This is a genomic window from Aeromonas sp. R7-1 (genome assembly GCF_040908115.1).
Lineage (GTDB): Bacteria > Pseudomonadota > Gammaproteobacteria > Enterobacterales > Aeromonadaceae > Aeromonas > Aeromonas caviae.
Genome location: NZ_JBFODD010000064.1, coordinates 229406 through 247750, shown reverse-complemented (window position 1 = coordinate 247750; position 18345 = coordinate 229406). Strand labels below are relative to the sequence as shown.

At 63.3% G+C, this 18345-nt stretch carries 20 protein-coding genes; 7 read left to right on the top strand and 13 right to left on the bottom strand.

Annotated features, from left to right (window positions below; all coding sequences use genetic code 11):
* Window positions 1–50: 50 nt before the first annotated feature.
* Complete coding sequence (gene fldB, locus AB5Y51_RS19930; protein ID WP_049636563.1) at window positions 51–569, bottom strand: flavodoxin FldB; 519 nt, start codon at window positions 567–569, stop codon at window positions 51–53.
* Between the two features lie 183 nt (window positions 570–752).
* On the opposite strand from fldB, the gene xerD reads away from it, so the two are divergent.
* The gene (xerD, locus tag AB5Y51_RS19925) at window positions 753–1652 is read left to right on the top strand and encodes a site-specific tyrosine recombinase XerD (protein ID WP_042014490.1); all 900 of its coding nucleotides are present in this window, start codon (window positions 753–755) and stop codon (window positions 1650–1652) included.
* A 72-nt stretch (window positions 1653–1724) separates the two neighbouring features.
* On the opposite strand, the gene mscL is transcribed toward xerD, so the two are convergent.
* Entirely contained in the window at window positions 1725–2135 is a 411-nt protein-coding gene (gene mscL, locus AB5Y51_RS19920; RefSeq protein ID WP_010673746.1) for a large-conductance mechanosensitive channel protein MscL, read from the bottom strand.
* A 259-nt stretch (window positions 2136–2394) separates the two neighbouring features.
* On the opposite strand from mscL, the gene AB5Y51_RS19915 reads away from it, so the two are divergent.
* The 6 genes from AB5Y51_RS19915 (at window position 2395) to nqrE (ending at window position 8061) form a co-directional block, all read left to right on the top strand.
* Window positions 2395–3099 carry a disulfide isomerase DsbC N-terminal domain-containing protein gene (locus AB5Y51_RS19915; RefSeq protein ID WP_039041117.1) on the top strand — a complete coding sequence of 235 codons (705 nt, stop codon included), beginning with the start codon at window positions 2395–2397 and terminating at the stop codon, window positions 3097–3099.
* Window positions 3065–4795, top strand: a complete 1731-nt coding sequence (gene recJ / locus AB5Y51_RS19910; RefSeq protein ID WP_368179061.1) for a single-stranded-DNA-specific exonuclease RecJ — start codon at window positions 3065–3067, stop codon at window positions 4793–4795. Before AB5Y51_RS19915 ends, recJ begins: the two co-directional genes overlap by 35 nt.
* 150 nt (window positions 4796–4945) lie before the next feature.
* Window positions 4946–6127, top strand: coding sequence for a MerR family transcriptional regulator (locus AB5Y51_RS19905; RefSeq protein WP_368179060.1), 1182 nt, complete (start codon window positions 4946–4948; stop codon window positions 6125–6127).
* A gap of 39 nt (window positions 6128–6166) precedes the next feature.
* Entirely contained in the window at window positions 6167–6670 is a 504-nt protein-coding gene (locus tag AB5Y51_RS19900; RefSeq protein WP_368179058.1) for a GNAT family N-acetyltransferase, read from the top strand.
* 306 nt (window positions 6671–6976) lie between these two features.
* Window positions 6977–7270 carry a hypothetical protein gene (locus AB5Y51_RS19895; protein ID WP_010673751.1) on the top strand — a complete coding sequence of 98 codons (294 nt, stop codon included), beginning with the start codon at window positions 6977–6979 and terminating at the stop codon, window positions 7268–7270.
* 191 nt (window positions 7271–7461) lie between these two features.
* On the top strand, window positions 7462–8061 hold the full coding sequence (nqrE, locus tag AB5Y51_RS19890; RefSeq protein ID WP_010673752.1) for an NADH:ubiquinone reductase (Na(+)-transporting) subunit E: 600 nt from the start codon (window positions 7462–7464) through the stop codon (window positions 8059–8061).
* A 33-nt stretch (window positions 8062–8094) separates the two neighbouring features.
* On the opposite strand, the gene AB5Y51_RS19885 is transcribed toward nqrE, so the two are convergent.
* From AB5Y51_RS19885 to rsfS, 11 genes are all read right to left on the bottom strand, one after another.
* Window positions 8095–8583 carry a GNAT family N-acetyltransferase gene (locus tag AB5Y51_RS19885; RefSeq protein ID WP_280094285.1) on the bottom strand — a complete coding sequence of 163 codons (489 nt, stop codon included), beginning with the start codon at window positions 8581–8583 and terminating at the stop codon, window positions 8095–8097.
* A 144-nt stretch (window positions 8584–8727) separates the two neighbouring features.
* Window positions 8728–9693, bottom strand: a complete 966-nt coding sequence (gene lipA / locus AB5Y51_RS19880) for a lipoyl synthase (protein ID WP_039041111.1) — start codon at window positions 9691–9693, stop codon at window positions 8728–8730.
* An 85-nt stretch (window positions 9694–9778) separates the two neighbouring features.
* Window positions 9779–10471, bottom strand: a complete 693-nt coding sequence (gene lipB / locus AB5Y51_RS19875) for a lipoyl(octanoyl) transferase LipB (RefSeq protein ID WP_041215660.1) — start codon at window positions 10469–10471, stop codon at window positions 9779–9781.
* Window positions 10472–10564: 93 nt separating this feature from the next.
* A complete protein-coding gene (gene ybeD / locus AB5Y51_RS19870; protein ID WP_010673756.1) occupies window positions 10565–10828 on the bottom strand; it encodes a DUF493 family protein YbeD in 264 nt (87 codons plus the stop codon).
* A 279-nt stretch (window positions 10829–11107) separates the two neighbouring features.
* A complete protein-coding gene (locus AB5Y51_RS19865; protein WP_039041110.1) occupies window positions 11108–12337 on the bottom strand; it encodes a D-alanyl-D-alanine carboxypeptidase family protein in 1230 nt (409 codons plus the stop codon).
* A gap of 165 nt (window positions 12338–12502) precedes the next feature.
* Entirely contained in the window at window positions 12503–13450 is a 948-nt protein-coding gene (locus tag AB5Y51_RS19860) for a septal ring lytic transglycosylase RlpA family protein (RefSeq protein WP_368179056.1), read from the bottom strand.
* Window positions 13392–14390, bottom strand: a complete 999-nt coding sequence (gene mltB, locus AB5Y51_RS19855) for a lytic murein transglycosylase B (RefSeq protein ID WP_010673759.1) — start codon at window positions 14388–14390, stop codon at window positions 13392–13394. The genes AB5Y51_RS19860 and mltB overlap by 59 nt, the downstream gene beginning before the upstream one ends.
* Window positions 14390–15493, bottom strand: a complete 1104-nt coding sequence (gene rodA, locus AB5Y51_RS19850) for a rod shape-determining protein RodA (protein WP_039041107.1) — start codon at window positions 15491–15493, stop codon at window positions 14390–14392. Before rodA ends, mltB begins: the two co-directional genes overlap by 1 nt.
* Window positions 15486–17402, bottom strand: a complete 1917-nt coding sequence (gene mrdA, locus AB5Y51_RS19845; RefSeq protein WP_264786869.1) for a penicillin-binding protein 2 — start codon at window positions 17400–17402, stop codon at window positions 15486–15488. The genes rodA and mrdA overlap by 8 nt, the downstream gene beginning before the upstream one ends.
* Before the next feature lie 64 nt (window positions 17403–17466).
* A complete protein-coding gene (gene rlmH / locus AB5Y51_RS19840) occupies window positions 17467–17934 on the bottom strand; it encodes a 23S rRNA (pseudouridine(1915)-N(3))-methyltransferase RlmH (protein ID WP_005298242.1) in 468 nt (155 codons plus the stop codon).
* Between the two features lie 21 nt (window positions 17935–17955).
* Complete coding sequence (gene rsfS / locus AB5Y51_RS19835) at window positions 17956–18297, bottom strand: ribosome silencing factor (RefSeq protein ID WP_010673762.1); 342 nt, start codon at window positions 18295–18297, stop codon at window positions 17956–17958.
* Window positions 18298–18345 lie beyond the last annotated feature (48 nt).

Sequence of the window (18345 nt, the reverse complement as noted above, 5' to 3'; positions counted from 1 at the left end):
CGGTCTGGTCGTCCATTGGCTGGCGTCGTCGAACATCCAGGCGATCAGGATCAGAGCAGTTCGTGGATCTCGTTCAGGATCTGGTCGACCCACTGCTCGATACGGGACTCGGTCTGGTCGTACTGGTTGGCGTCATCGAGGGCCAGCCCGACGAAGTGACGGCCATCGTCGATGAGCGCCTTGGAGGCGTCAAACTCGTACCCCTCGTTGGGCCAGTAGCCCACCAGCTTGACCCCCTTGGGGACCAGCTGATCGTGCAGCAGGCCGAGGGCATCCTGATACCACTCCCCATAGCCCAGCTGATCGCCCATGCCAAACAGGGCGATGATGCGTCCCTCCAGATGCAGGTCGGCGATGTCTTCCCAGCGAGATTCCCAGTCCTCTTGCAGCTCGCCGAAGTCCCAGGTGGAGATGCCCAGGATCAGGATGTCGTACTCCTGCATGCGTGCGAGGGGCACATCCTTGATGTTGTGGAGATCGACCAGCTCGGGGCCGATGAGGGCGCGGATCTTCTCGGCGGCCATCTCGGTGTAGCAGGTGGTGGAGCCATAAAACAAACCTATCTTCATCGCTCTTCTCTTGATCGCAGTCGGCAAGGGGCGTGACCGGCACAGCGGCGCCCGGGGGGAGGGCGCCAGTCTAGCAGATTGCGCCGGGCTCTTCACCGCCTGAGGGGATGTGCAGCCTTGCCTTGCGGCCCGGGTGGGTCGGCACGTTACAATGGCGACCTGTTTCCCTGAGCGCGGCGCACCATGAGCAAAGCAGAATCCCATCCCCTGATCGAGCCGTTTCTCGACGCCCTCTGGCTGGAGCGGGGGCTTTCCGACAACACGGTCAGCTCCTATCGCACCGACCTGGAAAAATTTGCCCTCTGGCTCGATGAACAAGGCGGTTCCCTGCTGCTGGCGGGGCTGGATGACATCCAGCACTACCTCGCCTGGCGGGTGGACCATCAGTTCGCGGCCAGCAGCACGGCCCGTTTCCTCTCGGCCCTGCGCCGCTTCTACCAGTACCTCAATCGCGAGAAGCTGCGCAGCGACGATCCCACCGTGCTGCTGGAGGGGCCAAAGCTCCCCAAAAAGCTGCCATCGGATCTGAGCGAAGCCGAGGTGGAGGCGCTGCTGCAAGCGCCCCTGGTGGACGACCCGCTGGAGCTGCGGGACAAGGCGATGCTCGAGCTGCTCTACGCCACCGGGCTGCGGGTGTCCGAGCTGGTGGGGCTGACCGCCGAACACGTCAGCCTGCGCCAGGGGCTGGTGCGGGTGGTGGGCAAGGGCAACAAGGAGCGCCTGGTGCCCATGGGGGAGGAGGCAGTGCACTGGCTGGAGCGCTACTATCGGGAGGGGCGCACCCTGCTGCTGGGTGGCACCAGCTCGGACGTGGTGTTCCCCTCCAAGCGGGCCCGGATGATGACCCGCCAGACCTTCTGGCACCGCATCAAGCTCTATGCCCTGAGAGCCGGCATCAGGGGGGAACTCTCCCCCCACACCCTGCGTCACGCCTTCGCCACCCACCTGCTCAATCACGGTGCCGATCTGCGAGTGGTGCAGATGCTGCTGGGCCACGCGGATCTCTCCACCACCCAGATCTATACCCACGTGGCCAACGAGCGGCTCAAGGCACTGCACGGCCAGCACCACCCCAGAGCCTGATCGCCTCACCTGCCTTGCAACAAAAAACCGCCCGAAGGCGGTTTTTTTCAGCACACGACAGGGAGGAAACGGTTATTTCCCCTGCTGGGATTTCAGCAAGTCGCGGATCTCGGTCAGCAGCTCCTGATCCTTGGTGGGGCCGGCCGGGGCAGCGGCTTCCTCTTCCTGCTTCTTCTTCAGGGTGTTGATGGCCTTGAGCCCCATGAAGATGGCGAAGGAGATGATCAGGAAGTCGATACAGGTCTGGATGAACTTGCCATAGGCGATGACCACGGCAGGAGCATCCCCTTCGGCGGCCTTCAGGGTCACGGCGAGATCGCTGAAATCCACGCCCCCCAGGATCAGCCCGATGGGGGGCATGATCACGTCTCCCACGAAGGAGGAGACAATCTTGCCAAAGGCGGCACCTATGATGATACCGACCGCCATGTCGATCACATTGCCCCTGGATGCAAAGGCCTTGAACTCTTGAATCAGACTCATTTTTCCCCCTAGAAATGGACGACATGCCACCTGAGTGCACGTCGATTTGAATAATAAAACATCAGCAAAACAGAGGGATGACTAAAGATGTCTCCCGTCGTCCTGATTAGCTTGCGGGGCTCAAGCCCGATTGGCAACCTGTCATCCCGTGATTTTTTCTTGCGGACGTTATTAATCGATCACTAATTAAGGTCTTTGGGAGAGGGAATTGTCTGGGTTACCTTATGAGACCCTTCAATCATGCCAAGTGAATGAGCTGATGCGATATTTACTGCTGGGAATGATGCTGCTGTGCGCTTTTGCGGCCAGCGCGGGGATGGACCCCCATGTGTTGAAACAGACCATAGAGCAGCGCCTCGGTGTGCAGGTCTACCTGGTGGACGAGACCCCCATGCCGGGCCTCTATCTGCTGGGCACGGCCCAGGGACTGCTCTACAGCGATGCCAGGGGAGACTATGTGCTGCAGGGCTCCATGCTGGATCTGGCCCACGACATGAGAAACCTCACCCGGCTCAGCCAGCAGCAGCAACGCAGGCTGGCGCTCTCCCAGATAGGGGAGGCCCGGCTCTGGCTCAAGGCCACCCCTGAACGCCACCGCCTCACCCTGTTTACCGATCTCGCCTGCGGTCCTTGCCGCATCGCGCTGGAGGAGTTGCCCCGCTTGCAGGCGAGGGGCGTGAGCGTGCAACTGCTGCCTGCGCCTGTCGCCGCCTCGGATCAGGCTAGCTGGTGCGATCCCGGTCTGCTGCGCGAACTCAACTTCAGCGATCGTTTGCCTGAGAGCGGCTGTAATGCGATCCTTGCCCATCATATCGGCCTGAGCCAATGGCTCGGGATCAAGGCGTCACCGAGCTGGGTCCTGCCCAATGGCGACCTGGTGCGCGGTTACCAGAGCCCCGAACAACTGCTCAAGATACTGGATCACATCAATGCCCCTGCAAATCCGTCGTCGTCCGCGAGTTGATGATTCCCATCTGCCCGCCACCCTGCACCCGCTGCTTCGCCAGATCTTCGCCAGTCGCGGGGTCGAAGACCCTGCCCTGCTGGAGCGCAGCGCCAGCTCGCTGCTGCCGCCCCAGCGTCTGTTCGGCATGGCGCAGGCGGTGCCGCTGCTGGCCGAGGCGCTGACGGCGCAAAAACGCATTCTCATCGTCGGTGACTTTGACTGCGACGGCGCCACCAGTTCGGCGCTGTGCGTGCTGGCTTTGCGCGCCATGGGTGGTCGTCACATCGATTTTCTGGTGCCCAACCGCTTCGAGTTCGGTTATGGCCTCACCCCGGAGATCGTCGAGCTGGCGGTGGCCCGCGGCGCCGAGTTCCTGATCACGGTGGACAACGGCATCTCCAGCATCGCCGGGGTGGCGGCGGCCAAGGCGGCAGGCATGCAGGTACTGGTTACCGATCACCATTTGCCGGGTCAGGAGCTGCCTGACGCCGACGCGATAGTGAACCCCAACCAGCATGGCTGCGACTTCCCCTCCAAGTCCCTGGCCGGGGTCGGGGTCGCCTTCTATCTGATGGCGGCCCTCAACACCCATCTGCGACAGAGCGGCTGGTATGAGCGCCATGGGCTGCGCGCGCCCAACGTGGCGGATTACCTCGATCTGGTGGCCCTCGGCACCGTGGCCGACGTGGTGGCGCTGGATGGCAACAACCGCATCCTGGTTCATCAGGGGTTGCAGCGGATCCGGGCCGGCCGTTGTCGCCCCGGCATCCAGGCGCTGGTGGATGTGTCGGGCCGCGACGGTCGTCGCCTGTGCGCTGCCGATCTCGGCTTTGCGCTGGGGCCGCGCCTCAACGCGGTGGGCCGGCTCGATGACATGTCCCTCGGAGTCGCCTGTCTGCTCTGTGACGACATCAACCTGGCGCGCCAGTTCGCCTCCGAAATGGACAGCCTCAACCAGGAGCGCAAGGAGATCGAGCAGGGGATGCAGCAGGAGGCGCTCGCCACTTTGGAGCAGATCCGTTTTCGTGACGGCGAGGTGCCCTCCGGCATCGTGCTGCACCGAAACGAGTGGCATCAGGGGGTGGTGGGGCTGGTGGCCTCCAAGGTGAAGGAGAAGTACTACCGCCCGGTCATCGCCTTTGCCGAGAGCAGCGAGACCGAGCTCAAGGGCTCTGGCCGCTCCATCCCCGGGGTGCACCTGCGCGATGCGCTGGAACTGCTCGATACCCGCCACCCCGGCTTGATGGGCAAGTTTGGCGGCCACGCCATGGCGGCCGGGCTGACCCTGCCCAAGGCCAATATCGAGGCCTTCGGCCGTGCCTTCGAGGCGGTCATCGGCGAGCTGGTGACCCCTGAGCTCTTGACCGGGGTGCTGCTCACCGATGGCGAGCTGCTGCCGGACGAGCTCACCCTCGAGCTGGCGGAGCTTATTCGTGCCTCCGGCCCCTGGGGTCAGGCCTTTCCCGAGCCGCTGTTTGACGGGGAATTCGTGCTGGTGCAGCAGCGGCTGGTGGGGGAGAAGCACCTCAAGATGATGCTGACCACGGATTCCGGCCACGCGGTGGATGCCATCGCCTTTGGCGTCGACTTGCAGCGCTGGCCCGATGCCTCGGTGAAGCGGGTGCGGCTGGTCTACCGGCTCGGCGTCAACGAGTGGCGTGGCAACCGCAGCGTGCAGTTGTTGGTGGAGCATCTGGAAGCCGCCGGCCTCTGATCCCGCGAGTCTCTCTTGCTGTCGATGACGGCCACCTCAGGGTGGCCGTTTTTTTATGGTGTGAACCCGGATGTTGTCGTTGACCCGTCTATTGCTTCACAGTTTAAGCTTCCCTTCATCGGGTCACGGACCCCACTGCGAGTCGCTGTCATGAAAATATCCGAACTGGCCCGGCGCTGCGGCCTGGCCCGCTCCACCCTGCTCTATTACGAGAAGCTGGGGGTGATTGCGGGCACGAGGGGCGCCAACGGCTATCGCCACTACGACGATGACGATCTGCAGCGGCTGCGGATGGTACAGGCCCTGCAGGCCGGCGGGCTCAGCCTCAAGCAGTGCCTCGCCTGCCTGGCGGGCGAGCTGGAGCAGGCAACGCTGGAAGCCCGGGTCAGGGAGCTGGATGAAGAGCTGGCGCGGATGCAACGCGCCCGGGATCTGCTGGCGGATCTCGCCGGTTTGCGTGCGCACTCCGGCGACGAGTTCAAGGCCTGGCAGCGGCAACTGCAGCATCAAGCCCCGCAGGCCTACTTTGCCTGGGTGATGAAGCAGGGATTCAGTGAAAAAGAGCGTTACCACCTGCAGTGGCTCAGCAAAGACATGAATGAACATGAACGTTATATCCGGGATTTCAAGCTGCTGCTGGATGGCATGAGCTATTGGGGGCCGGGCGATAGCCTCTTCACCCAGCAGCAATTTGCCGCGCTGCCCAGCCAGCCTCGCCGGATCCTCGACATGGGCTGCGGGCGCGGCGCCGCCACCCTGGCGCTGGCACAGGTGACGGACGCCACCATCGTAGCCATCGATCTGGACGAGGAGGCGCTGGCCGCCGTGGCTCGTAGCGCCAGTGCGGCGGGGCTGAGTCAGGTCACTACCCTGCGCGCCAACATGGCGGCGCTGCCGGCAGATCTGGCCCCCGCCGATCTCATCTGGGCCGAGGGGAGCGCCTACACCATAGGGGTGGCCAATGCGCTCAAAGCCTGGCGGGCGCACCTTGCCGGCCCTGATGCCTGCATCGTGCTGAGCGACCTGGTGTGGCTGACGGACACGCCGCCAGAGGAGGCGTTGGCGTTCTGGCAGCGGGATTATCCCGCCATGCAGACCCTGGCGGGCCTGCTCAAAACGGTGCAGGAGGCGGGTTATCGCTGCCTGTGGCACACCCCGTTGCCGCAAAGGGCCTGGGACAACTATCTGGACCCCATCGAGCGCAATCTGGCGCGCCACCGTGCCGAGCTGGGGGATAGCCCCGCCTGGCAGGATCTGAGCCGGGAAGTGGCCATCCACCGCCAATACCTGGGCAGCTACGGTTATGTGATCTGCTGCCTGCAGACAGTCTGATCAGGCCATCCATTGCAAGATAACAAACGGAGAAAACCTATGAACATCATCATTCGGTCCGAAACAGGCGCCGATCACGACGCCATTGAAGCGCTGACCGTGGCCGCGTTCCTCAATGCCCCCCATACCGATCACAACGAGCAGCTGATCGTGCGTGACCTGCGCCAGGCCGGGGCACTCAGCCTGTCGCTGGTGGCGGAGCAGGCGGGGCGGGTGGTCGGCCACCTCTGCTTCTCGCCGGTCACCATCAGCGATGGCAGCCCGCACTGGTATGGTCTTGGTCCCATTTCGGTCTCTCCTGCGCTGCACGGCAAGGGGCTGGGGTCACGGCTGATGGAGGTGGGTCTGGCCGAGCTCAAGGGGATGGGGGCGGCTGGCTGCGTGGTGCTGGGGGATACCGGCTTCTACGGCCGTTTCGGTTTCGTGCCCGAGTCGGGGTTGACGCTGCCCGGCGTGCCAGCCGGGTACTTCATGGCCTGCTCGTTCGGCGCTGCCATGCCCAGTGGTGAAGTGCGCTACCACCAGGCCTTCCAGCAGGGGTGAGCCCTCACCTTGGGGAAGATGAAAGTCGCTTTCTCAAGGTGGTGCAACCTTGTCGGTTTTAGGGAATGGGGCGGTGTTTAATATCAACCTTTCTGATATCTCATGGTGGAAAATGCAATAAGTGACGGTATTGTGATATATTCCACCTGTAATTTTTCTTGACGGACCGCCCCCTTGTCATCCTCTCGCCGCCCCTCGTCATGGCCGATGGTGCTTGCCATCGCCTGCCTTCTCTGGCTTGCCGCTGCTGCGGCGGCAGGGGTCGTTGCAACTAAGGGAATGGAGACGCAAGGGCAGGAGCGGCCGATGCTGTTCCATGAGCCAGCGAACCCGGGGCTTGCCGACAACGTCAGCCTGCCGCCCGCCTCCCAGTGGCGGCTTGGTTTCGAGCAGGGACGGCGACTGGAAGGGGCCGCTCATGCCGAGCTCTACCAGATGCTGCTGGCCTGGTTCCAGCACGAGATCCTCGGCCTGCTCTGTGGCCTGCTGTTCTTCCTGCCCCTCATCTACCTAAGGCAGCGGCCCGACTACTTCGGCGCTCTGCACACACGGCGGCTTCGCTGCCACCACCTGCAATATCGCTTCTGCCAGGGCGACTAGGTTCACCAGCCGGGCGCCCGCCTGTTTGATCCCCGTCATTGAGTACCGCTGACCGGGCTGCTCGGCAGTCTGGCGGCTGCCGTGGTCATTACCGGGTGCTGCGCCAGCTCTCTCTGTAAACGTCATCTTCGCGACTGGCCGTTGGCCGGGCGCGGACGTGCTCTTATTGCAACCAAGTGGTGAACTCATTCATGGACTATTACGTCAATCTCTTCATCCAGTCGATCTTTGTGGAAAACCTGGCGCTGGCCTTCTTCCTTGGCATGTGCACCTTCCTGGCCGTCTCGAAAAACATCAACACGGCCTTCGGTTTGGGCATGACGGTGCTGGTGGTCATGGTGATCGCCATCCCCCTCAACAACCTGATCTACCGCCATATCCTGCGTCCCGAGAGTACCTTCCTCGGGGAGTTTGATCTGGGCTTTCTCGATTTCATCGTCTATATCGGGGTGCTGGCGGCGCTGGTGCAGGTGATGGAGATGGTGCTCGACAAACATTTCCCGGCGCTCCATCACGCGCTCGGTATCTATCTGCCGCTGCTGACGGTGCACTGCGCCATCTTCGGCGGGGTGATGTTCATGGCCCAGCGGGATTACGACTTCATCGAATCTGTGGTCTACGGGGCGGGCTCAGGGCTGGGCTGGCTGCTGGCCATCGTCGCCATTGCGGGGTTGCGCCAGAAGATGAAGTATTCGGATGTGCCCGAGGGGCTGCGGGGGATCGGCATTACCTTCATCGTGGCCGGGCTGATGTCCCTCGGCTTCATGTCTTTTTCCGGCATCTCGCTCTGAGCCATGGGCCGGGTGGTGGCCCAATGAAGGTGCTCAATCCAGACGCTTTGCCATGTTGTAGCCGGTGATGGTGAAGCCCAGCGCCTGATAGAGCGCCAGTGCCCTCGGGTTGTCATGGGCCACCCTCAGCTTGATCTGGCGGATGCCTAGGGGGGTGAGCTGCGCCTCCAGGGCGGCCATGGCAGCCTTGCCGAGGCCGCGACCACGATGGGGCGGTGTCACATAAAAGTCGTAGATGAAGGTGGTGCCGGCGGCGCCGTCGATGGCGTGCCAGAGATAGCCCAGAGGCTCGCCCGGTGCGTTCGAGGCTTCAGGTACCATGGCGAGCAGGTGATGACCCGGGGTGGCGACACCCAGTGGCAGGAGCTGCTGCAACGAGGCGTCGGCCTGACGGTGGGCGTCAGGCAGCGCCATCCCGTGGTTGTTGGCAAGATCCTGGGCGTAATCCTCGATGAAGTAGTTGCGATAGGCGGGAAAGTCTGCGTCACGCAGGGGGATCAGGCGAACGGTGAGAGTCGGCATCCGGCACAGCACTCCAGAGAAGGGGAGTGGCCACGTTACGCCAGAACGGCGCCAATCACAAAGGAACAACCGCTGCCTGCGAGGTGACGGCGATAAAAAAGAGCGCCCAGGGGCGCTCTTTTTTCTGCCAGCAGGAAAAGAGGCTTATTTGACCTCTTCCCCCTTGGCTTGCAGGTCTGCGTGGTAGGAGGAACGCACGAAGGGACCGCAGGCGGCGTGGCTGAAGCCGAGATCCATGGCCACATCCTTGAGTTCGTCGAACTCTGCGGGCGGCACATAACGCTTCACCGGCAGGTGGTGGCGGCTCGGTTGCAGATACTGGCCCAGGGTCAGCATGTTGACGCCGTGCTCGCGCAGATCCTTGAGCACCTCGACGATCTCCTCGTTGGTCTCGCCAAGGCCCATCATCAGACCGGACTTGGTCGGCACGTGGGGGTGCATCTCCTTGATGCGGCGCAGCAGCTCCAGAGACCACTTGTAGTCGGCGCCCGGACGGGCAACCCGGTACATGCGCGGGGCGGTTTCCAGGTTGTGGTTGAAGACGTCAGGCGGGGTCTCGCGGAACACCTCCAGCGCCTGCTCCATCCGGCCACGGAAGTCCGGGGTCAGGATCTCGATGCGGGTCTGGGGGCTGTGCTCGCGGATCTCGCGGATGCAGTCGGCGAAGTGCTGGGCACCGCCGTCCCGCAGATCGTCGCGGTCCACCGAGGTGATCACCACGTACTTGAGGTTCATCTCCTTGATGGTGAGTGCCAGCTTCTTCGGCTCCTCCGGATCCAGCGGCAACGGACGGCCGTGGGCCACGTCGCAGAAGGGGCAGCGGCGGGTACAGATGGCGCCCATGATCATGAAGGTGGCGGTGCCGTGGTTGAAGCACTCCGCCAGGTTGGGGCAGGAAGCCTCTTCACACACAGAGTGCAGCTTGTTTTTGCGCAGGGTGCTCTTGATGTGCTCGATCTTCTGGCTCGACGGCGGCAGCTTGATCCGCATCCACTCCGGCTTGCGCAGCACTTCCTCGTTGGGATCCGGCATGAATTTCACCGGGATCAGGGCCATCTTGTCGCCATCGCGCAGCTTGACGCCCGGCTCCATACGAACGGGTTTGCTCATGATTCACTCTCGGTGTTTGTTATTGTCTGGTTGACGGTCACCAGGGGCCTCGCGGCTCCCTCGTGACCACGGGGCATGGGGTTGCTCATGCCGCCTCTTCGGTATTCGTTATCTCTTGGTAGCCAATCAGGCGGGCCAGCTCCGTCACCAGCAGGGACTGTGCCTCGGCGACGCTCTGCGGGCCGCCCAGGGTGCTGGTCTGGGTCATGGCCATGCCCGCATAGCCGCACGGATTGATGCGCAGGAAGGGAGTCATGTCCATGTTGACGTTGAGGGCCAACCCGTGGAACGAGCACCCCTTGCGAATGCGCAAACCCAGGGACGCCAGCTTGGCTTCCATGCCCAGATCGCTCTTCACGTAGACGCCCGGGGCATCGGCCTTGGCGTAGGCCTCGATATTGCTTTTGGCGAGCGTGTTGATGATGGCGGTTTCGAGGCAGGTCACCAGCTCCCGTACAGAGAGCTTGCTGCGGCGCACATCCACCAGCACGTAGAGCACCAGCTGGCCCGGGCCGTGATAGGTCACCTGGCCGCCGCGATCACTCTGCACCACCGGGATGTTGCCCGGGGCGAGCAGGTGTTCGGCCTTGCCGGCCTGACCCTGGGTGTAGACGGGGTCATGCTCCACCACCCAGAACTCGTCCGGGGTGTCGGGGGTGCGATTGTCGGTGAACGCCTTCATGGCGTCCCACACCGGCTGGTAGGGGCGACGGCCCAGCTGTCTGACGAGCAGTTGGCCGGCTGACGGTTGTGGCTCGGCGGGCGTTTCGAGTGACATCTTTCCTCACTGGCGGCGCGGTGTCGGTACGGTCGCCACTGCGACCGGGCGGCAAATAATCAGTCGCCCCGGTGGCGGGGCGAGAGAGGCAACTTACAGGACGTAACGAACCAGCTCGATCTTGCCAAGGGCGGTATACATGGCCTCGATGTGTTCCTTGCTCTGGGCGGTGACCGTCACCCGTACCGAGTGATAGTTGCCCTTGGAGCTCGGTTGAACGGTCGGGCTGTAGGTGCCGGGAGCATGTTGCTGCAGCACTTCCACCACCATGTCGGGCAGGGCGGGATCGGCCACGCCAAGCACCTTGAACGGGAACTTGCAGGGGAACTCCAGCAGTTCATCAAACTTGGTATTCATCTACTTCACCTTTCTGGGTCGCCGGGAAGCGACGTCATCTTTACGTCTTTGAGGGCCGCCGAAACGGTCCCCTCATCTGCCCCCAGGGGGCAGTTCCCAGTCTATATGGGCATGAGCCGCCTCGGGATCAAGACCCGGCGGTGCGGCAAGACGTGGAAATGCTGCTTTTTACCACAAATCGTCAGTCGGCGGAACCTGCAGATTACAGGGTTATTGACTGGACAGACCGCAAAAGACAGCAGCGGCGCCTGTTGGCGCCGCTGCTTGAGGAAGGGTCTGTTACTTGAACCAGCTGGAGACCAGCATCACCAGGTAATCCCACAGGCGGCTCATCAGGCCACCTTCCTGCACCTCTTCCAGGGCAACCAGGGGAACCTGCTTGATCTCCTTGTCTCCTTGCTTGAGGTACACGGTACCGACGCGCTGGCCCTTGGCCAGGGGCGCCTTCAGCTCGCTTTCCAGCTGGAAGTCCGCCTTGAGGTTGTTGCCCTGGCCACGGGTGACCAGCACGGAGACGTCCTTGTCGACCCCCAGCTTCACTTCAGACTTGTCGCCCATCCAGATCTTCTGGGTGACCAGTTCGGTGCCCGCCTTGTAGGGGGTCAGGCTCTGGAAGAAGCGGAAGCCGTAGGTGAGCAGCTTCTTGCTCTCGGCGGCGCGGGAAGCCTCGCTGTTGGCCCCCATGACCACGGCGATCAGGCGCATGCCTTCGTTGTTGGTGGCGGAAGAGACCAGGTTGTAGCCGACCTGGCTGACGTGACCTGTCTTGATGCCGTCAACCTGCAGGGATTGGTCCCACAGCAGGCGGTTGCGGTTGTGCTGGGTGATGCCGTTGAACACGAAGGACTTCTGGGAGTAGATCTTGTACTCCTCCGGCTGATCGTGGATCAGAGCCTGACCCAGGCGGGCCATGTCGCGGGCGGTACTGTAGTGGCCCTCTTCATCCAGGCCGTGGGGGTTCTTGAACTGGGAGTCCTTCATGCCGAGCTTGGCGGCCCAGGCGTTCATCAGGCTGGCGAAGGAGTCGGTGCTACCTGCCAGGTGCTCGGCCATGGCGACGCAGGCGTCGTTGCCGGACTGGATGATGATGCCCTTGTTGAGATCATCGACGGAGACCTGCTTGCCCACCTCGATGAACATCTTGGAGGAGTCGGAGTAGTTCTTGGACCAGGCGTTCTGGCTGATGGTCACCATGTCGGTGCCCTTGATGTTCCCCTTGTGCAGCTCGTCGCCGACGATGTAGGAGGTCATCATCTTGGTCAGGCTGGCGGGTGGCAGACGCTCGTCGGCGTTCTGCTCGGCCAGCACCTGGCCGGAGAAGTAGTCGATCAGGATGTGGGCCTTGGCGGAGATCTCGGGCGCGGCAGGCACCACCATGGGGGCGCTGTTCAAAGTGGGGACCGGCTGGGCACTCGGCAGGGCCGAATCCGGGGTCGGAACAGGCTGGTTGGCCTGAGCGGTGGCGCTTAACAGGGAGGCCAGAATAACGGAGCGGGCAAATTTGGACATCTTGAAATTCCTGGTGCCTGGATGGGTTGTACCCAAGTTGAAAAAAAGCGGGCCCCACTATACCAGATGTGCGTGTCGGTCATAGTCCGAGATGCGACCTGGACGGGATTTTATGGGATGGTCCCCGACCTCGCGTCGTATCCCGGCGCGAGGTCGGGGCGGGTATCAGGGCACGATGAAGGCCTGCTCCAACCCACCCTGGCGGATCTGCTCGAGCAGGGGGGCCTGCTTGTCGCTGGCCACGGGCCCGAGCAGGACGCGGAAGACGGCGCCATGTGCCACCACCTGGTACGGCACGCCATAGCGCTGGGTCATCACCTTGCCCATGGCCTCAGCTCGCGCCTGCGAGCCGCTGGCGAGCACCTGGATCATCTTGCCCTGGGTCGCACCGGCCTTGGGGGGGGAGACGGTGGTGGTCGCCGTGGCGGCAGGAGCAGGAGCAGGAGCAGGAGCAGGAGCAGGGGCGGCCTTGGCCGGTGCCGTGGGGGCCGGCGTCTCGTTCACGAAGGAATTGGCGGCTGGCGCCGCAGGCTCCATGGGCGTCATCGGGGTCATGGGCACCATCTCCACCATCTGATCCGGCTGATCGGTGATGAGTTCGAGGCGCACCCGGGCCTCACCCCCTTCCACCATCTCCAGCTGCGCGGCGGCGGCGTGGGAGAGATCGATGAGGCGATCGCTGCCGAAGGGACCGCGATCATTGACGCGTACTATGGTCTCCAGACCGTTGTCCAGATTGGTGACCCGCACGTAGCTTGGCAGGGGCAGGTTGCGGTGGGCGGCGCTGAACAGGGTGCTGTCCTGCACGTCGCCGCTGGCAGTCTTGTTGCCGTCCAGATCCCGGGAGAGCCAGCTGGCAGTGCCTTCCTCGCTGTAGTGCTTGATGTCGCGCCACACCTCAAACTTCTGCTTGCCGATCCAGTAGTCCCGGTTGCCGCTCTCGCTCATGGGTTCGGGGCGGGGAATGGCGCCGGTCGCCTGGGGGATCTCGATGACCTGGGGCTTCTCCTGGGCGACGGGCTCTGGCGGCAGCGGCTGGGGTTCGGGTTGGCTGCTACAGGCGGCCAGCAACAAGGTCAGGCTGAGGGGAAGAAGTTTGTGGCTGTAATGCATAAGCGTCCTGGATTGCTTGACTGAGTTGATGCACCGCCATCGCATAGAGAGGGCTGCGATTGTAGCGGGTGATCACGTAAAAATTGTGGCGCGCGACCCAGTATTCCGGTCCTTCGGCCTGCTCCATCGCCAGCAGTTTTACCGGCGTCTCGGGTGACGGCGGTGTGGCGACTTCAATGCCCGCAGCGGCCAGCTCTGCCCAGCGGTGTCTTAGCTCGGGCTCGGGTGCAAGCAGGGTACCTACTGGCGCCAATCCGATCAAGGCGGGCTCCACCACCGGCTCGCCCCAGCGCCAGTGGTGCAGGGCGAAGTAGTTGGCCACGCTGCCGATGGCATCTGCCGGGTTGGCGAAGAGATCCCGCTTGCCGTCTCCGTCGAAGTCGACCGCGTAGTGGCGGTAGCTGGAGGGCATGAACTGGCCCATGCCCATGGCGCCGGCATAGGAGCCCTTGAGATTGGTGAGCGGCCACTTCTCTTCCCGGGCAAGCAGCACCAGCTGGGCAAACTCCTTGGCGAAGAAATCCGCCCGTTCGGGGTAGTGGAATCCCAGGGTGTAGAGGCTGTCGAGCACTGGATGGCGCCCCATCTGTCGACCGTAAAAGGTCTCGATGCCGATGATGGCGACGATGAGGGAGGCGGGGACCTGGTAGGTCTGCTCGGCCCGTGCCAGGGTGGCGGCATGGCGCTGCCAGAATCCCACTCCGTCCCGGATGCGCTCCGGGGTGACGAACAGCGGCCTGTAGCGGTGCCAGGGCTTGGCTTCCCAGGGGCGGCGAATGGTGTCCAGCACCTCCTGGCGCAGGCTGGCCTGGGCGGCGGCGGCCTGCAACTCTGCCAGCGGTACCTGCTGCTGCTCGGCCAGCAGGCTGAGCCGGGCCGGCGAGACGGCAGCACCCGCCGTCAGGGTACACAGAGATAGAGCCAGCCAGCCGAGCCGCATCAGGCGAGCAGCCGCCTGTGGGTCTGGATGGACATCAGAACGCCGAAGCCCGCCATCAGGGTCACCATGGAGGTGCCGCCGTAGCTCACCAGTGGCAGGGGAACCCCTACCACCGGCAGGATGCCGCTTACCATGCCCATGTTGACGAACACATAGACGAAGAAGGTCAGGGTCAGGGCGCCCCCCAGCAGGCGTTCGAAGCTGTTCTGGGCCTGCATGGAGATAAACAGGCAGCGGCTGATGATGTAGAGGTAGATGACCAGCAAGAGGGCCACTCCCACCAGACCGAACTCCTCGCTGAATACGGCGAAGATGAAGTCGGTGTGGCGCTCTGGCAGGAATTCGAGCTGGGACTGGGTGCCTTGCAGCCACCCCTTGCCGAACACGCCGCCGGAGCCGATCGCAATCTTGGACTGGATGATGTGATAGCCGCGACCGAGCGGGTCCTTCTCCGGGTCCAGCAGCATCAGCACCCGCTGGCGCTGGTAGTCGTGCATCAGGAAGAACCAGAGTACCGGCATGAAGGCGCAGATGAGCAAGACCGCGAGCCCGATGAGCCACCAGCTGATCCCCGCCAGGAAGATGACGAAGAAGCCGGAAGCGGCCACCAGGATGGAGGTGCCGAGATCGGGTTGGGCCGCGATCAGCAGGGTGGGCAGCAGCACCATCACCAGGGCGATCATCACATGGCTGAACTTTGGCGGCAGGGAGTGCCGGCTGAGCCAGGCGGCCACCATGATGGGCATGGAGAGTTTCATCACCTCGGAGGGCTGGAACTTCATGAAGCCGAGATCGAGCCAGCGCTGGGCCCCCTTGCCGATATGGCCGAACACGTCCACCGCGATGAGTAGCAGCACCACCACCGCAAACAGGGGCACCGACCAGCGGGCATAGAGGGAGGGCGGCAGCTGGGCTATGCCGATCATCAGACCGAAGGCCAGGGCGCCGCGCACCAGCTGGCGCACGATGGAGTCGAGATCCTGGCCCGAGGCGGAGTAGAGCACCACCATGGAGAGGGCCATCAGGGTCAGCAGGCCGAGCAGCAGCGGCAGGTCGATGTGCAGCTTGTACCAGATGCTCTGCTGGCGGGCAGAATTACTCATTGGGAAACGACCTCACTCGGTTGGGACGGCTTTCCGGTGCCGGTGGCAACTGGGGTTCCGGCGGGAGCAGATAGGCATCCAGCATGTGGCGGGCGACCGGTGCCGCCATGGCGCTGCCGCCCCCGGCGTTCTCCAGCACCAGGGCGACGACCGCCTTGGGTGCCTCGAAGGGGGCGAAGGCGACGAATAGGGCGTTGTCGCGGTGCTCCACCTTGGTGGTGGCCGCGTTGTAGACCTGGTTCTCTTTCAGGCCCACCACCTGGGCGGTGCCGGACTTGCCCGCCGCCTTGTAGGGGGTATTGGCGAAGGCGCGGCGCCCCGTCCCTTCGTGGCCGTTGATGACGCGCCACATGCCGTCCTTGGCCACCTGCCAGTAGGTATCGCTCTTGGCGGCGATGGCCACGTTCGGGTTGATGGGGGCGTTGACCACGCCATCGGAGGAGGCGGTGCTCTTGAGCAGGTGCGGCGTCACGTCGTGACCGTTCTGGGTCAGGATGCTGATGGCCTTGGCGAGCTGGATCGGGGTGGCGCTCCAGTAGCCCTGGCCGATGCCGATGGAGATGGTGTCCCCCTGATACCAGGGTTGACGCCAGCGGGCCATCTTCCAGTCCCGGGAGGGCATGACGCCCCGGGTCTCTTCATAGAGGTCCACGCCGCTGTACTGGCCGAAGCCGAACTTGGTCATGTAGCTGTTGATCTTGTCGATGCCGACCCGGTAGGCGAGATCGTAGAAATAAGTGTCCGCAGACACTTCGATGGCGCGATAGACGTCGAGCCAGCCGTGGCCCCAGCGGCGCCAGTCCCGGAACTTCTTGGTGGTGCCCGGGATGGAGAAGCTGGGCCCGCCGAAGTAGCGGTAATTGGGGGTGATCGCCCCCTCGTTGAGCCCCATCACCGCCATCATGGGCTTGACGGTGGAGGCGGGGGCATAGATGCCCTGGGTGGTGCGGTTCACCAGCGGCCGGGCGGGATCGTTGAGCAGCGCCGAGTAGTTGGCGCTGGAGATGCCGGTCACGAACAGGTTGGGGTCGTAGCTCGGGCTCGACTCCATGGCCAGGATGGCGCCGGTGTTGGGTTCCATCATCACGATGGCGCCCCGGCGGCCGGCCAGCAGCTCCTGGGCCTTCAACTGCAGGCGGATGTCGATGTTGAGGTAGATGTCCTTGCCGGGCTCGGGGGGCTGGAATTTCAGGGTGCGCACCACCCGGCCGCGGTTGTTCACCTCGACCTCCTGATAACCTGCCACGCCGTGCAGCTGATCCTCGTAGTACTTCTCCACCCCCTGTTTGCCGATGTCCTTGGTGGCGGCATAGTTGGCGAGCTTCTCCTCCTTCTCGAGGCGCTCCACGTCACGGGTGTTGATCTTGGCCACGTAGCCCAGGGCATGGGTCAGGGTGTCGCCGAACGGGTAGTAGCGCTTGAGGTAGGCCTCGATGCTGGCCCCCGGGTAGTTGTGCTGGTTGACCGAGAAGAGGGCGACCTGGTATTCGGTCAGCTTCTCGAACAGGGGCACGGGCTTGAAGCGGCGCTGACGCTTGACCTCGGCCAGGAACTTCTCCTTGGTCCCCTCCGGCAGGGCCAGCAGGGTGATGAGGTCGTCCGCGGTCTTCTCCAGGTTCTCGGTCTCTTCGGGCACGATCTCCAGGCTGTAGACAGGGCGGTTTTCCGCCAGCAGGACACCGTTGGCGTCGTAGATGAGGCCACGGGGCGGCGCCACCGGTACCACACGGATGCGGTTGTCGTTGGATCGGGTCTGATAGGTTTCGTAAGACTCTACTTGCAGGTAGTAGAGGTTAGCCAGCAGCACCAGCATGAGGGTGACCATGCCGATGTAGGCGACCAGGGTGCGCCGGAAGAACAGACGTCCCTCGGCACTGTGATCGCGCATTTCAATGCGATTCTTCAGCATGCCGTTACCTTGTGGCTGACGTGCGGGTGAGAGAGGAGAAATGCATGCTCAGGGTCGGCATGGGTCACTCTCTGTGATAAGGGTGATTGGTGGTGATGCTCCAGGCGCGGTAGAGGCTCTCGGCCACCAGTACCCGCACCAGGGGATGGGGCAGGGTCAGGGGCGAGAGCGACCAGCTCTGCTCCGCGGCAGCCTTGCACTCGGGGGAGAGCCCCTCCGGGCCACCCACCAGCAGCGCCACATCCCGGCCATCCAGCTTCCAGGCTTCCAGTTGCACGGCGAGCTGCTCCGTGGTCCAGGGCTTGCCCGGAATGTCCAGGGTCACGATACGGGAGCGGCCGGCGGCGGCCAGCATGGCTTCTCCTTCCTTTTGCAGGATGCGGGGAATGTCGGCATTCTTGCCGCGCTTGCCTGCGCCGATCTCGACCAGCTCGAACGGCATGTCTTTGGGGAAGCGGCGACGGTACTCTTCGAAGCCATGCTCTACCCAGGCAGGCATCTTGGTGCCCACGGCAATCAACTGGATCTTCATCTTTGGTTACGCTGTCGCCCTTTATTGCGAATTGACCTGGGCGGCGCCGCTCCAGAGTTTTTCCAGCTGGTAGAAGTCGCGGTACTCATCCTGCATCACGTGGACGATGACCGACCCCATGTCCACCAGCACCCACTCGCCGGTGAGTTCCCCTTCCACGCTCAGCAGGTCGAGCCCCGCATGACGGGCCTCGCTGGCGAGGTTGTGGGCGATGGCACTGACGTGACGATTGGAGTTGCCGGAGCAGATGATCATGGTGTCCGTGATGCTGGATTTGCCGCGCACATCGAGGGTGATGATGTCGCGGCCTTTCATGTCATCGATCTTGTCGACGATAAAGGCGAGCAATTCTTGGCCTTGCAATGTCTTCTCCTATCTTCCGGCGCCAGAGGGCGGCGGATTATATCATGG